General features: G+C 66.1%; 16 protein-coding genes and 1 pseudogene. 8 read left to right on the plus strand and 9 right to left on the minus strand.

Going from position 1 to position 13881, the window contains the following annotated elements:
- Positions 1–486 precede the first annotated feature (486 nt).
- From OG994_RS23385 to OG994_RS23400, 4 genes are all read left to right on the plus strand, one after another.
- Entirely contained in the window at positions 487–933 is a 447-nt protein-coding gene (locus OG994_RS23385; protein ID WP_328850980.1) for a hypothetical protein, read from the plus strand.
- A 717-nt stretch (positions 934–1650) separates the two neighbouring features.
- Positions 1651–2802 (plus strand): hypothetical protein, encoded by a 1152-nt coding sequence (locus OG994_RS23390; RefSeq protein WP_328850981.1) that lies wholly within the window; start codon positions 1651–1653, stop codon positions 2800–2802.
- A 32-nt stretch (positions 2803–2834) separates the two neighbouring features.
- Entirely contained in the window at positions 2835–3698 is an 864-nt protein-coding gene (locus OG994_RS23395) for a hypothetical protein (RefSeq protein WP_328850982.1), read from the plus strand.
- Between the two features lie 42 nt (positions 3699–3740).
- Complete coding sequence (locus OG994_RS23400; protein WP_328850983.1) at positions 3741–3983, plus strand: hypothetical protein; 243 nt, start codon at positions 3741–3743, stop codon at positions 3981–3983.
- A 234-nt stretch (positions 3984–4217) separates the two neighbouring features.
- Here the strand turns inward: OG994_RS23400 and OG994_RS23405 are convergent, their stop codons facing one another.
- The 3 genes from OG994_RS23405 to OG994_RS23415 all read right to left on the minus strand — a co-directional run bounded on the left by OG994_RS23405 (position 4218) and on the right by OG994_RS23415 (position 6458).
- Complete coding sequence (locus OG994_RS23405; RefSeq protein WP_328850984.1) at positions 4218–4826, minus strand: hypothetical protein; 609 nt, start codon at positions 4824–4826, stop codon at positions 4218–4220.
- Positions 4827–5128: 302 nt separating this feature from the next.
- Positions 5129–5716 (minus strand): hypothetical protein, encoded by a 588-nt coding sequence (locus OG994_RS23410; RefSeq protein ID WP_328850985.1) that lies wholly within the window; start codon positions 5714–5716, stop codon positions 5129–5131.
- A gap of 277 nt (positions 5717–5993) precedes the next feature.
- Positions 5994–6458 carry a hypothetical protein gene (locus OG994_RS23415; RefSeq protein WP_328850986.1) on the minus strand — a complete coding sequence of 155 codons (465 nt, stop codon included), beginning with the start codon at positions 6456–6458 and terminating at the stop codon, positions 5994–5996.
- A 383-nt stretch (positions 6459–6841) separates the two neighbouring features.
- On the opposite strand from OG994_RS23415, the gene OG994_RS23420 reads away from it, so the two are divergent.
- Positions 6842–6997 (plus strand): hypothetical protein, encoded by a 156-nt coding sequence (locus OG994_RS23420; protein ID WP_328850987.1) that lies wholly within the window; start codon positions 6842–6844, stop codon positions 6995–6997.
- Positions 6998–7770: 773 nt separating this feature from the next.
- Here OG994_RS23420 and OG994_RS23425 read toward each other — a convergent pair.
- Complete coding sequence (locus tag OG994_RS23425; RefSeq protein ID WP_328850988.1) at positions 7771–8172, minus strand: GntR family transcriptional regulator; 402 nt, start codon at positions 8170–8172, stop codon at positions 7771–7773.
- A gap of 190 nt (positions 8173–8362) precedes the next feature.
- On the opposite strand from OG994_RS23425, the pseudogene OG994_RS23430 reads away from it, so the two are divergent.
- Together OG994_RS23430 and OG994_RS23435 are read left to right on the plus strand one after the other, a co-directional pair.
- A pseudogene (locus OG994_RS23430) lies at positions 8363–8680 on the plus strand (hypothetical protein); the annotation flags it as partial.
- Positions 8677–8985, plus strand: a complete 309-nt coding sequence (locus OG994_RS23435; RefSeq protein WP_328850989.1) for a hypothetical protein — start codon at positions 8677–8679, stop codon at positions 8983–8985. The pseudogene OG994_RS23430 and the gene OG994_RS23435, both read left to right, overlap by 4 nt.
- A 173-nt stretch (positions 8986–9158) precedes the next feature.
- Here the strand turns inward: OG994_RS23435 and OG994_RS23440 are convergent, their stop codons facing one another.
- The 4 genes from OG994_RS23440 to OG994_RS23455 all read right to left on the minus strand — a co-directional run bounded on the left by OG994_RS23440 (position 9159) and on the right by OG994_RS23455 (position 12742).
- Positions 9159–10361 (minus strand): hypothetical protein, encoded by a 1203-nt coding sequence (locus OG994_RS23440; RefSeq protein WP_328850990.1) that lies wholly within the window; start codon positions 10359–10361, stop codon positions 9159–9161.
- A gap of 348 nt (positions 10362–10709) precedes the next feature.
- Complete coding sequence (locus tag OG994_RS23445; RefSeq protein ID WP_120328097.1) at positions 10710–10976, minus strand: hypothetical protein; 267 nt, start codon at positions 10974–10976, stop codon at positions 10710–10712.
- A gap of 252 nt (positions 10977–11228) precedes the next feature.
- Entirely contained in the window at positions 11229–11690 is a 462-nt protein-coding gene (locus OG994_RS23450) for a MarR family winged helix-turn-helix transcriptional regulator (protein ID WP_328850991.1), read from the minus strand.
- Between the two features lie 86 nt (positions 11691–11776).
- Positions 11777–12742 (minus strand): phosphotransferase enzyme family protein, encoded by a 966-nt coding sequence (locus OG994_RS23455; protein WP_328850992.1) that lies wholly within the window; start codon positions 12740–12742, stop codon positions 11777–11779.
- A gap of 162 nt (positions 12743–12904) precedes the next feature.
- On the opposite strand from OG994_RS23455, the gene OG994_RS23460 reads away from it, so the two are divergent.
- Positions 12905–13354: an iron chaperone gene (locus tag OG994_RS23460; RefSeq protein WP_328850993.1), complete on the plus strand. Its 450-nt coding sequence runs from the start codon at positions 12905–12907 to the stop codon at positions 13352–13354.
- An 18-nt stretch (positions 13355–13372) separates the two neighbouring features.
- On the opposite strand, the gene OG994_RS23465 is transcribed toward OG994_RS23460, so the two are convergent.
- Positions 13373–13867, minus strand: coding sequence for a hypothetical protein (locus OG994_RS23465; RefSeq protein WP_328850994.1), 495 nt, complete (start codon positions 13865–13867; stop codon positions 13373–13375).
- Positions 13868–13881 lie beyond the last annotated feature (14 nt).

Here is a 13881-nt window from a genome sequence, read left to right on the forward strand (position 1 = left end):
CGGGTCGCCGCAGGCTGCCCCCACCCGTGAGGTGCGCGAATCCGGGCCATCGTGGACGGCAGGGAGGACCGTGCTGGGCCGATCAGCGGATTCGGGGACCGGCACAGCGGCCGGTGCGATCGAGAGCCGGCGGGACGTAGCCCGCATCAGCGGCAGGAAGGCCGCTCAACATCTCCGACGTCGAGTCCAGCGATCCGGCGGGAAGGCCGCGCTGGCGTGCTCGACGAGCGCCAGGATAGCACCGGGTGCTGACACGTCAACCCGCCGTGACCCCCGTGTCGGGGTGGAACGGCCGGCTGCCGGCCGTGTCGGTCTCAGGACGTCCGTGACAGATCAGTCTCGGGACGTGGGTGACCGTCCGGCTAGACGATCTCTCCTTCGCTCCGCCGCAGGTGCGATGATGCGCCCACCAGTACGGGCTGCGGGTGGCGAGATCGAAAGGGCGCGGTAGTGAGGTACGTCAGGGTTGAGCGGACCAGCCACGGCATGGCTCTGGATGCCGAGGTATACCTCCAGCAGTTGCCGTCGCTTGCTCACTCGTTGCCCGAGGGAGCACGCAGGTTCGCTACGGACCCCGGCCACTACGACTTCTTCGGCCAGCGATGCGTCAAGGACCTGAAGCCCGCGCGACTGACATCCGGTGAAACGGGCGGAAGCCGCTGGCTTGAGCTGCACCTACGGCACAACTGCTGGAAACACGAGGACGACCTGACGATCCGCTACAGCGGCGTGCAGAGCCTGACGTTTGAGCCCGCTGACCGCGGCCGGGATGTGGCCCAGCTCCAGGACGTGATGCTGGACGAAGTGCTGCCGCACGAGCACGGGTGCCGACACGAAATCGTCTGTCTCGCCGGAAGGCTGATCGTGACGAGCCTGGATCTGGCCGCAATGTGGCTGCACGCCGACTGTCCGGAGCGTGAGCCGAGTCAGTGAGTCGGCTCCGCCGACGTCCCCGCTCTGGCCAACCTCGGCAGAGTGTCACGCAGGTCCCGATACCGATCTGTCATGCAGGTCCCGAAATCGGACAGCCGGCTGCCGGCCGGTGTGGGAGGACTTTCTCTACGTCTATCAAGGCGGCCCACAACGGGCCGCACGCGCCGCCGCCAGGGCGCGCGCCGGCCGCTGCCGCTGTCGCTCTGCGGCCGTCACGCCTGACGCCCGGCGGCTGGCGCGGAGAGCGGAAAGCCCGGAGGGCCGCCGCAGAACGACAGACCGTTGGGTGGGGAGCTGGTGGGCCGGCAGCCGGCCGCGCGGCGGCCGTCGCACCGCCGCGTCGTAGGGCGAGTCACCGCCGGCCGTGGTGGGGATGCGGCGCGGAGTGTGCGGGGCCGCCCCTCCGGGGTCAAGGGCGCTTCGCGTCGCTGCGCGACGACCCTGCGGGCCGCCCTTGACCCCGGAGCCTCTGCGGCCCCTCGGGCCGGCGTTGCCGGCAGGCCAGGGGCCTGCCCGGGAGTGCACGCGCCGCATCCCCACCACAGCCTCATCGCGCCAGCCCGTCCGGGTTCGAACGCTAATAAGTCAATTCTCGCTTGACGTAGCGCTCCTTATAGGAGGGTAGAGTAGGGCATGCTCCCCTCCTGCCCTATCCCCGATGCGCACCGCCGGCTGATGGACTGCCATGTGCACTGGCATCGCACAGCCGATAGCTACATGAGCCCCGAAGACTTCCGGATGAATCTCAATGCCTTGATCCAGAATCTTCGGAACGTAACTTGGTTGCTTCAGAAGCAAAAAGCGAAGCTTGAAGGCTTTCAGGAGTGGTATGGGAAGTGGCAGAAGGAAGTGGGAGGCGACTCGGTCCTTCGCTGGGTGCAGAAGGCGAGGAACCGCATAGTGAAGGAGTCTGACCTCGAATTGCACAGTGAGGCCAAGGTGAAGGTCACCTTGGACTGGCTTACAGAACACGAGAAGATACTAACGCTTCCGCCGCGCTTTACGACGCAACAGATCTTGGTGACTGTTTTGAGGACTCTCGTGTTGCCGCCGCTGGGAGTGCTAGCAATTCAGAGGCGATGGGTTGACCGACTTCTTCCTGATCGGGAGTTGTTGGCAGCCACCTCCTACGCTTATGGCCGGATCGCCTCCATCATTGCCGAAGCTCATCATCGATCAGGGGTCGGAGCGTGTGATCTAGCCCCACGAGAGCCGGATTGCGTCACCTCATCACTCGTTCACTACCCGTCATGCATGGGCATCTCGGACGATGCCAGGAATGCGTATATCAATTTGGCCAATGGTGCCGACGTTGGCCCCCAATACGTCAAGCTGAAGCAGAATGACGACATCCTCGAAATGGCGAAGTCGAAATTCGGCGAGTTCAAGGTACATGGCAACGCGATTGATAGAGTGCCGCAGTTGGCTGATGCGGCTAAGCGCGTTCTTGCTGCAAGTAAGTTCCATGCAACCTTCGTCACGCTTCTGAAGGGTGACGAAACCCTTACAATTCTTCCGATTATTGTCGAACATCCGCAGGGCAAATTCCTTGCGATGAACTTGGTGGCGGACGAGGTCGAGCGGCTAGACGCCGATGGGCTAACAATGGTCGCCGAGATGTGGCTAGCGTTCCCAGAGGGGCCTGACTGGCAGAAAGATAAACCCGTTAGTGAGCAGCCGGGGAGAGGGGAAGCTCTGCAAATCGTGGGAATCACCCGCGCTGGCAGAGTTGACGAGCGCATCATCCCGTTTACGCGGGGTGACGACGAAGAGATTGTTTTTCAAGGGCCGATCATTAGAACGAACGGCACCATGAATTTCTTGCAGCCTGTATTGCGGCGTTGGGCTGCGATGGGCGATCGCAGCTAGCCGGTCCTAAATCTAGACATGTTGGGAGTGCCATGGAGCCACGCCGACTGAAAGCTATCCTGCAGCTCCCTATCAAGAGGCGGTTTGACCTTATAGCCGAGGGTCTCGAAGCCTTAACCCGGCAGGTGGCCAGGTTATATGAAGATGCGAAGCACTTAGAGCGGCTTGAGCGGCCTCATGGCGCGGGCATAGTTGAGGCGTTCGTGTTGGAGGAGGCGGCGAAAGTTCTAATCCTGCTGGATCTGGTGCGGACCGATCCGCGAGACGGGAGGGCTTGGTCCACGCAGATTTCTTGGTTTTATTCGCACCTTGCGCGCTGCCTGTATGCCTCGGCATACCATGGAAGTCCTGCCAGCCTCGGGGAGGTTCGCGGGTATGTGGATTCGTTGAGGCAATCCCACTACCTTGATGGACCAAACGATGTGGACTGGATATTCCGCAACCAACCGATCTCAGAACGAGAACGAATCTTGTATGTGGATCTCGTGGAGGCCGAGGATGATCTCATCTGGTGGGGCCCAAGCGAAGATCCAGTGTGTTTTATTTCTTCCAGGCTTCCCGCACTTGTATCGAGTTTAGCGCGTATGGGCATAACTTCCAGGGAGGGTCTAGATGTGGTTTGTGCGGCTTGGAAAGACGTGTCGATAGACGACTCCATGCCGTGGTGGGAAGTCCGCGAAATAAATAGCAAGATTCTCCAGTCAATGCTGGATGGAAAGCTGCACAAAGAAGGGTCGGCTACTGAAGATGACTTCAGCGCCGTCATGAACCAGTGGATATTTCCGCTTCGAACACTGGACCTCACTGAGAAGGAAGTGAGCATTGAGGAACTTAAGCAGAAGCGTCAGAGAGTCCTAGAGCAATACTTGTACGAGGAGTGGGGCTACCCGTACTAGCAGCAGCGTATCCGCTCAAGCTGTCACGCCTCAGGAGGAACGATGGCTGACACACCACGGCCCAGACCAAACACGACTTACTCCGCGCCGGTTATGTCCGTCGATCTATTCGCCGAGGGATACGAGATCTGGCCCTGCCACGACTGCATGCCATGGCATGCCGAAGTCATTCAAGACGACTCCGGTGATGTGTTTGTGCGTGAGTGGCACGCCGCCGAGTGCCCGACGTTGGCGCAGGTTCTAGCCGAGGTCGACGCGGAGATCAAGCGGTTGGAGAACGGCTGAGTGGAGCGCCGTGGGGCATACCTGGGCCAGCGGAGAGCGTGGATTTGCCGGCCTAGGTGATCAAGAGGCGTGAACGCCATCGCTGTCGACAGCAACGATGACAGCAGCGGGGCCGAACCCCGGCGGACGACGCAGGCGGGGTGCGGATCAGCCGCGAGGTCGAAGAGGGGCACACGGACAAGCCCGGACGAGGTGCGCAGTTCTACAAGCGAGGGGTTGCAGACTCCCCACCTGTCAGTGGACGTTGGGTGGCTCGTCCTGAGGAACCACAGGGGCGGGTGCCCGCCAGAACTTCCGCCAGTGCCCTTGGTCGCCGTCCGGCTGGTCGCAGGGGCACTCGCCGTCGAACCACGCCACGATCCCGCCGTATGGCACACCGTCCCGCAGCAAGTACACGGCAACCGTCTCGCCGGCATCGATACGTCCCGTTCCGACGGGACTATGACTGTTGGTGTTGTATTCGACCTGAATGGAGTAGCGGTAGACGCGGTGCCCACTGTTCTTGAACACCGCGAACAGGTTGCGATGCGGCAAGGTGGGATGCTGGCGCGACTCGACCTCGAGCAGTTCCACGTCTCTAATGGCGCCGGCGAGGTGGTCTCGGCGGGCCTCCATCCTTGCCACGTCGCTCGCGGCGTCGGCGGCCCGCCGGGCTTCATCTTTCGCCGCCTCCGCAATCTTCACCTGCTGCTCGGCGGCGTCAGCGGACCGGCGGGCTTCCTGCTTAGCCTCCTGAGCGATGTTGGCCTGCCTGCGGCCGTAGACGACCGAAGCGACTGAGACGATGACAGCGATGATCGCAACGATGACTGCGACGCGGTCAACGTTCACCCATCCCCCCACGCGAGTCGTCCTCCTGGCCGCTGGTCGGCAGCCAGCATACGGCGATCGCGGGCACCTACGTGGCTTCCGTCATCGTCGACCGTCACGAACTGCCCTGTGCACTGACGACGAGGACCAGGTCCAGGCCGTCGCCAGGCCGTCAAAGGGGGACCAGCGGTGACCAATGAAGAACACCGACGCCAAGTGTTTGCGCAGCTCAGCGTCCGAGTTGGCCGGCTTCCCCGGACGGTTCGATTGACGGGCGACAGTTCAACGCCAGGTGTCAGAAGGGCTAGCTCACAGGCGGCAAGGTTGCACTACCGTCAGGACCCTGAGGCGCCGTCATGGGCTACGTAACGGCCTTGGTGGCCGCGGACCGATCCTCTGCTCGCAGGCAATGTAACGTCCGGACAGCAAACCGCGCATCGCCTTCGTCGCCCCAGCGCCTCGGCCGTGACGACCTCGGGCACATGAACCCATTCGGGCCGGTGTGAACAACCGGCATCGATGGCTTCCGTCGCGTCCTTGATGGTCCTCTTCAGAGATGGGCATCCCACGACGTGGGTGCGACCATTCGTTTGGACAAACGCGTCGTCCCGGCCTACGGCGGCGAGGTAGCGCTCAAGTAGCGGAGCGTTCCTGGCCACCCAGCTGCTGTATTCGCCGCAGTCGCGGCACCGTGTCCGGCCACCGTACCCGTAACCGCAGGCGCAGTTGCCACAGCAGGTGCAGATCCGGCAAGGGTGGGCGACCCCATCGTCGTCGACAACCATCGGTTCCTGCGCCGGCGCGTCCAAGAAGCGTATGCCGACTCCGATGCCGCCGTTCTTGAACAGGATCTCGTAGCGGCCGGGCTCTCGGATGTCGACGAGTCCGATCACGTGCCAGTCAGAGTTGCCGATGATGGCCACAGGAACAGGTTAGGGCATGGTGGACTGCATAGGGATACCCCGACCTTGCGGCTGAACGGGCGCGAACCCGGGTGGCCTTCTTGAGGAGGCGGGTGACCCTGTACCTCCGCGAAGATGGCGCTCGAAGCGCATGACCGTCGACAGCAACGGTGACAGCAACCGTCGCGGACGAGGACGGCCATCGGGGACCGGGCGGGGACGAGCATCCGAGGTCGCGGATGCGGACGGACTCCGCCGGACGAAGCGCTCAGAACTTACAAGCGAGTGGTCGAGTGTGTCACGGCACCTCGGCGCACCACACGGGGAACGGGGCTGCTAGCTCGTCGTCTGGCGCATCGGGGTCTGCGCGTTCGTCAACGTCGGCAAGGTTGCCCCACAAGACAACGCCCCGATGGCGGTCACCCGCAGCCATGCGCACAACCTTGGCGGCATCCGTGGTGGCGAGGTAAGGCGCTCCGAACGGAAGGCTCTCCGCTGGCTGGGATGACAGGGAGCAGCGTAGCTGGCCTGCTTGTGCGTCGTACCACGCATAGAATGTGCCTGAGCCGGTATGACCGGCGAGGCGCTGGCGGAGCTCGTCCGCGACGAAGTTGAGCGCTGCGACGACCTGCGGCACGTCAACGGACGTCGGGGAGACGCTGTAGCTCCAGGTGTTCCGGCGCACCTCGGTCGCGGGATCCGCGGGAAGGAGGGTTACCTCGGAGTCATCCAGGTAAGACCGCACCATCTCCGTCAGCGACATGCCAGGACCGTCAGACACCGCGCAAAGATATCGGGAACGCGTGCCCGATCCGTGCCCGATGTAGGGGTCACCAAGGGCCGAACCCGGTACGGCTGACCGTAGCCGTCGCCACGCCACGTGAGCCTACGTCCGACATCGGCCCACAACCTGTGAAGATCAATGCGTTTCCCAAGCTGACAGTCCGCGCGAGGTCTTCGGACGACATCGGTCGGTGGGTGTCGACAGCCGTCGGGCCGGACAGGGAGGGCAGCGGCGAGGCGACGTCCGGGACGTGTGCGGACGCACCCGCACGGAGCGCATGCGCAGCGCTCTATGCGAGCGTCTACTATGGGCACGTCGATGGGCTGAGACCAGGGTTGAACCTGGGGCTAGCGCTACCCATCATGCTGCTCGCCTTTATCTTCTCGCTGATCTCCACCGCAGTTCTGACGAAGATCGACGAAGGAGGCAAGGTGGTCTGGACGAAGATGATCGTTGGCTCTGGTACTGGTGTCCTCGGTGATCTGGCAACCAATCTGGCAGCATCAGCGCTGGTCTGAGCCCATCGACCCCACAATGTGAGTGAGTAAGTGGGTGACGATCGGGGCGGATCCAGACGGACATGAGCGCGGCCCGGAGGGATGTAACCCCGGTACTCAGACGATGCCTCGTCTGACCGGCGGAAACCAATGTTCCGCCTCTGCCTCGCAGGCGTCCATGACTCGCACTCCAGGCCGCGCCGCAACAACGATATGCCGGTGTGGCGAAGGGCGCGGCGGGCGAAGCTAGACATGCGCGCCTGAGGCGAGACGGGGAGCATCCAAGCGAGGGATCACAGCGGGCCGGGGCGCGCCGGTTCCGGGCGGGTCGACGAGGACCAGGTCCAGGCCGTCACCAGGCCGTCGGAGGTCGGTCGAGAGCGACCAACGACGACCATTGGTGACGACATCTGCCCAGGTAGCAAGGCGTGCCGGCGCGATGACCAGGCCGGCCGGGGCCGCCTTACCTGTAGTTGGTGAACTGGCGGGAGTGACGACACGTGCCAGATCCATGCCAGGTCCGTAGGTCGCGGCGGGTGATTGACGGGGACTGGCGGGGAGAGTGACCGCTTGGTCGCAGGTCACGACCACCGCAGGCCAGGGCGATTCGAGAGAGCCCCCTGGCAGTGTGGGAGTCCTGGCCGTAGCTGTCGACAGCAACGGTGACAGCACCGGCCGAGACGGCCGGCGGTGGCCGGACGCGGGCATTCGCCCGAGGTCGCAGACGCGGACGGACCCCGCCGAACGAAGCGCTCAGAACTTGTAAGCGAGAGCTCACCGGGAGCCGGCTGTTGCTAACGGCCGATCCGGATGCGGTCGGCGGGGTACACCTCACGAGAGCCATCGGCACGAAAGACCACAAGGACCGGGACGCCTTCGCCGATGTCCAGCTCCTTGCGTTCCGCCGGGGTGGGCATCCGGGCTGAGGCGGTGTCGCCCTTGCGTAGGGTCACCGTCTCGGTCGGCTCCATGCTGCGGACGAACGTCCCGCGCGGGGGTTGGACGATCACGAGCCCTTCCGACCGGAGCAGGGAGATGGCCTGCCGGACGCTTGTCCGGCTCAGTCCATACTCCTGAGCCAGTCGCAGCTCGCTGGGCAGCGACGCGCCGGGCGCGAGATCGCCGGACGTGATCCGGTCACGCAGCAGGTCGGCGAGCTGCCGAAACACTGCGCGATCCGCGCTGGGGTCGATCACGAATGTGACGCTACGTGTCCAACAGTTCTACAGGTTATTGTATCTACAGTCCTACGTATGTACGGTGGGTTGGCAGGTGCTGCGGTCGGATGAACAGCCAAGGCCCGGGCCGCCGTGCCGTCAACGGCACCCAAGGGGGAGATCAGGTGCGGCGTGTTTCGTACGAGGAGTACCTGCTCGCCGCAGCGATGACTCTCGCGCGGCGGCATCGGCCGGTCTGGTGCTGGCGGCGGTGGCGGCGGGTCTGCCGGTGCGGAGCCGAGCTGCCCTGTCGCGTCCGGCATCGGATTCCGATCAATCGTGGCCACTGGCCGAGGGAAGGGGAGCAGTGAACGACGGACGGGAGCAAGCGATCCTCGCGGTTCACGTCCGAGGGCTCGACGGCATGTGCGCCGGCTGTCGCGCCTGGTGGTCACGGCTGACTCCGTACCCGTGCTGGCAGGTGGAGTGGGCGACCAGCCAGCAGGCCCGGACGATCACCGCCCGGTTCCTGGAGGGTGTGCGGTGACCACCCACGGCCCGGTCATGCCGATCTGGAGCTGCGGAGGCTGCGGCCTGCCCTGGCCCTGCCCGACCCGCAAGCGGGAGCTACGGGCGGAGTACGCCGACGCTCCGGTGTCGCTGGCCCTGTACCTCGGCTCCTACCTCGTCCAAGCCGCCGAGGACATGCCCTGGACGCCGGCCGGCGTGTTGCACCGCCGGTTCCTCGGCTGGACCAGGCAGGCCGAGCTATCGACGCCAGCAGTACAGCAGCGAAGTACAGCAACCGGGCCAGCCGAACCCGGCCGAGAAGCGCGCCAGCAGGCCGGATGACCTCGTACCGCACCCCATCCGGCCGACTCGCCGGCAATCCATAGGTTCAGGGCCCTGGCGGTCCACTCCACCGGCGTGACATCGGCGACCTGCGGCGAAGCCCAGGTCGCTGACCTGGGCTTCGCCGGCGTGTCGGTCGGTCGGAACGGTTCAGGCGGAGGGCCCCGCCGCGGTCAGCACTTCGGGGCGCAGGTCCGCGGTTCGTTCGGGCCGCCGGTGTACGGCTCGGGCATGACGATGACGAAACCGCCTCTGTCACCGGCCCGCTTGAGCACCTCGGCGACGTAGTCGCGCCACCGCTGGGTCACACTGACCACGGTGAGGGTGGGCTGGCACTGGTCGGGGGTGGTCAGGGCCACCTCGCTCCCGCACGGCGGGCCGCCTTCGGCGGTCGGCCGGTAGCCCCGGAACTGGCGGCTGTCCACGGTGAGCCCGACGCACGGGTCCTGGCCGGGTTCGGGCTTGATCCGCATGCTGCAGATCAGCGTCTGCGTCTGAATCACCGTTTCGATGTCGGGCTTCTCCTCCTCCTCGCAGGCCTCGTTCTGGTCGGGGCCGGGCATCGCGATGGACGGGTCGCAGCCACTCATCCTGGCGAGCGCCTCCTGGCACGCCGTCGCCTGCCAGTTGGTCGCGTTGCAGTGGGCCACCAACATCGCGACCTCGGCGCACGCGTCCTCGCCACCGGGTCGGGCGGCGGCGCCATCGTCGTCATCGTCGCCGGTGCCACTGTCGGCGACCGCCGGCCTCCAGGCGTCCCGCTTCCTGATGGCCTCGTTCGCCTCCTCCTGCTCCTTCTTCATCCTTTCTCTCAGCTGCCGGTCCTTCTCCGGGTCCTCGCCGAACGTGTCGCCCCTCGCCGCCTCCCTGACCGCCTCGACGTACTCCTGCCACTGCCTGTCGGCCTCGTCGGCGAGTTCCTGGTAGGACCCGTCGTTGTACCAGCCCCCGGACTGGCGGCCGGGCGCCTGATAGGGGTCGGAGGAATCGGGCCTGCCGAAAACCCATTGGCCGCTCTGCCCAGCGATGCGCGGGTCCACACTCGACCCGCAGTTGACCGTGCCGTGGTAGGTGTCGTCGGACCCACCGGACCCGAGCGGGAAGAGCACGTGCATCCCCGGCATGACCGGGCTGTCGAAGTCGACGAGCCCGCACCCGGCGATCCCGCTGCCCACCTCGACCCCTTGGGCGGTCTTCTGCAGCACGCATCCGAGCGGGCTCTCCAGGTCGACGTCCCCCGGCGCGACGAGCAGCACCTCCGGCTCGCGGTCGGCCCCGTCGCCCCAGGGGTCGTCCGTGGCACCCATGGCTGGGCCGGCCAGCCCGGCGACAACCAACACCGTACCCAGGCCGATCGCCCCGGCCAGTCTCACCACCCGTTTCACTGTTGTCCCCCTCCTCGTCGCGTCATGAGCTGATCATCGTTCCCGGGTTTCCCGTCCACATCGGCACGGATCCCGGCCCGGCCGGGAATGTGTCCCTCCCGGACGTCGCGCACCCGACCGGTGTCAGCCGCCGGTAGTCACCGAACGCACAAATTGAGTGATGCCCCTCGGGACGGGCATAGCCCGGCCGACAGGAGAGCGGGGGCAAAGAAGATTTCGCCGAGGACCAATTGTCATGGGCCAACGTGCCGATCCTCAGAGAGGGACCGGCGGCGACTTCCCGGCAGGGCCCGGGAGCCGCCGCCGTGAGGGATCGGTCGACGGGCCGCACTGCAAGCGTCAGCAGGTGGCCTGGTACGCGGCGAGGCCCTGCTGGTAACTCGTGAAGTACCGGCTCGCCAGGCTGCCGTAGAAGAGGCGCATTCCCGGGTCGGTGCTGGTGAGTCGCAGCGTGTTGTACTTGAGGTACATGTTGAGGTCGCTGGTGTACTGCGCCTTGAGGCCAGCGCAATACGTACTGGTCGCGTGGGCCGGCCCGGCGATGCCCGCCAGTGCGCCGCCGGCGATGGCGGTGATGAGTGCGATACGGGAGAGGAAAACGCGCACGTCGCTGCTCCTTAACGTACGTCCGGCGGGTTTGTCGTTCGCCGGGCGGGCCAATCTTTCGCAACAACCTGACGCAACCTGATTCCTCGATCGGGCTCGGCGTGCTCGATTGCATTCGCTTGTTGCTGACACGGATGTTAGGAACGGCGTGCGCGCCGGGTCGTCGGCCGCAGGGCTGATCGGCGGGTGGACGACATCGGGCCGTCGCTCCACCCCTGGGTGGAGCGACGGCCCACCCGCGCCCGGCGGGAACTACGAGCCCTGGGTGTTCCTCATCAGCTTCCCCAGCACCTTCAGTGCGGCGACGTAGTCGGCGTCGTCGATGCCCTCGTGGATCCGGGCGCGGATGGCCGGCGCGTGGGCCTTCAGGCGTACGCGCGCCTCCTCGCCGGCTTCGGTGATCCACAGCCGATTTTCGCTGTCGCGGCGGAGCCAGCCGCGTTCCAGCAGCACCTCCGCCTCGGCGTGCAGGTCGTCCTCGGGCCTGAGGTACGTGGCCATCGCCTCCCGCAGTTGAGGAATGGTCATGCCCTGGCCGTCCGGGGAGAGGTCGTTGCTCGACAGGTTGCGCAGCAGCCAGAACTGGGGCTGCGTGAACCCGAGTTCGGCCTGCCGGGCGCGGGTGAACGAGATGAGGGCCTCGTAGGCCAGGCCGGTCCAGTAGGCGGCCGGCTGGGCTGCCAGTTCGGCATCGGTCATCTGGTCGAGCGTCATGGCGCTCCTTACCTCGCTTGATCGTCTACGACGTCACGACCGTAGAAGTTCAAGCATGGTTGAGGTCAACACCATCCAGGGGAGGGTCAGGGCGCGTAGCTCGGGTCGGCGACCGTCTCGGCGATGCGGGTCAGCCAGTGCAGGTCGTTGGCGCGCGCCTCCGGGCTGGCGTCGGGATCGAGGATGCTGCGCACGAAGGCGGCGGCGTCGTCGAGGTGCCGCTCGCCGCGGTAGTAGCTCAGCAGTGTCTGGTCCGGTTCCTGCGGCCCGTAGCCACGGCGGAAGAGTTCGGCGCGGTGCGCGTCGATCGGGTGGTCGCCGAAGTCCTGGCTGTAGACGAACATGAGGTCGCGCTCGGGCGGTGCGAGGATCGGCGCGTCCCAGTCCACGACGTGCAGCGGGCCGTCGCCGTCGGCGATCAGGTTACCCGGGTGGATGTCGGCGTGGCAGATGACGTGTCGCGCGTGCGTCACGCGGGAGGCGAGGCGGTCGACCGTCTCCGACAACCGGTGCAGCGCGGCGCCGTACCGGTCCCAGAACGCGCCGAGGACCTCGCTCGCCGCGGCCTGAGCGCCGAGGCTCCGCAGCCGGTCGCCCGCCGTCGACCGGTACGTCTCGACCGGCAGGACCGCGGCGATGTCGTCGCTCGGCGGGACCGCGTGCAGCCGGCCCAGGAACTCGCCGTACTCGGTCCACTGGCGGTCGGTGAGCCCGCGCGCCCACCGGCTGCCGCCGTCGTGGAACGGGTAGAGCAGCAGCTCGTAGCCCCCGAAGGCACGACTGGTGCCGCCGGCGGGAAGGTCGATCGGTGCCACGACCTGCCGTACGCCGTGCGCCCGGAGGAAGCCGGGTAGCAGGACGGCCGCCGGGGTGAACCTCCCACGGCGGACCTTGAGGAAGTAGCGCTCGCCGGTGGACGTCTCCACCCGGTACGCCCACGCGTCCCCGTCCAGCCCGAGCGGCATGAACACGAGATCGGTGACGTCCACGGCCCAGGCGGCGGCCACCTCGGCCGCCAGCGTCCGCTCGTCGACGTCCGGCTTGTCGATCACGCACGGAGCGTCGCAGTCGCTGGTCCGACCGGCAAGGGAGATTGCCACCGCCGGCCTGAACGTGATCAGGATTCAAGAAGCGGCCGGATGTGCCGCGACCTAGCCTTCCTTCATACGGCCGGCACCGCGCCGAGCCCTGCAACGTCGAAAGGCAGCCTGGACATGTCCGCTGAGAACGTCAACACCGGATCCGACGGCTTCAGCGCCGAGGAGCGCGCCGCGATGAAGGCGCGCGCCGCCGAGCTGCGCGCCCAGGGCAAGAAGGGCGCCAAGAAGGCCGACGAGCTTCAGGCCGCCCTCGACAGCATCGCGAAGATGTCGCCGGACGACCGGGCGCTCGCCGAGCGCGTGCACATGACCATCACCGCCACCGCTCCGGACCTGTCGCCGAAGACCTGGTACGGGATGCCCGCCTACGCGAACGCCGACGGCAAGCTCATCGTCGCGTTCAAGAACTCCGGCAAGTTCAACACCCGCTACTCGACGCTGGAGTTCCAGGACGCGGCCACGCTCGACGACGGGGACATCTGGCCGGTGTCGTACGCCATCCAGAAGTGGAGCCCCGAGGTGGAGCAGAAGATCATCGAGGTGGTGAAGGCCGCGATCGCCTGACCCGCGGCACGCCCTGGCTCAACCGAGGAGACCCAGGTTCGCCATCGCGTCGAAGGCCACGACCAGGTCCGCGACGCCGAACGTGGCCACACCGACCAGCCAGAGTCGGTACGACGACAGCCGGATCCACCACGGCTGGCGTTCGCCGAGGCGGAGCCGGCCGGCGGCGTGGGGAGCTACTCCGAGACCGCGCTCAAGCCCCAACTGCCGTTCGATCCGCTCCGTCAACCGGCTGTCGCTCATTTCGAGGTGGCGGTGTTTGGCCATCAGTTGTGCCGACAGCACAGCGAGGACGGCGCCGAGAGCGGCTGCGATGGCCTGGGCGGCACGCGAACCGTCCGTCTGCAGGGCGATCGTGAGAAGGAAGGCCTGCGCCGCGGTGGCCAGTGCGGGGACCTGCCACATCATCGTGTCCAGTGACGTGCGACGCGCGCCGACCACGGTGTACGCCGCAATGAGAACGTCTCGCGAGACCTGATCTTCGACCTGAGTGTCAGGCGGGCCCGGGTTCATGGCGCCATGGTCCC

Source organism: Micromonospora globbae (assembly GCF_036184225.1).
In the GTDB taxonomy this organism is placed as follows: Bacteria; Actinomycetota; Actinomycetes; order Mycobacteriales; family Micromonosporaceae; genus Micromonospora; species Micromonospora globbae.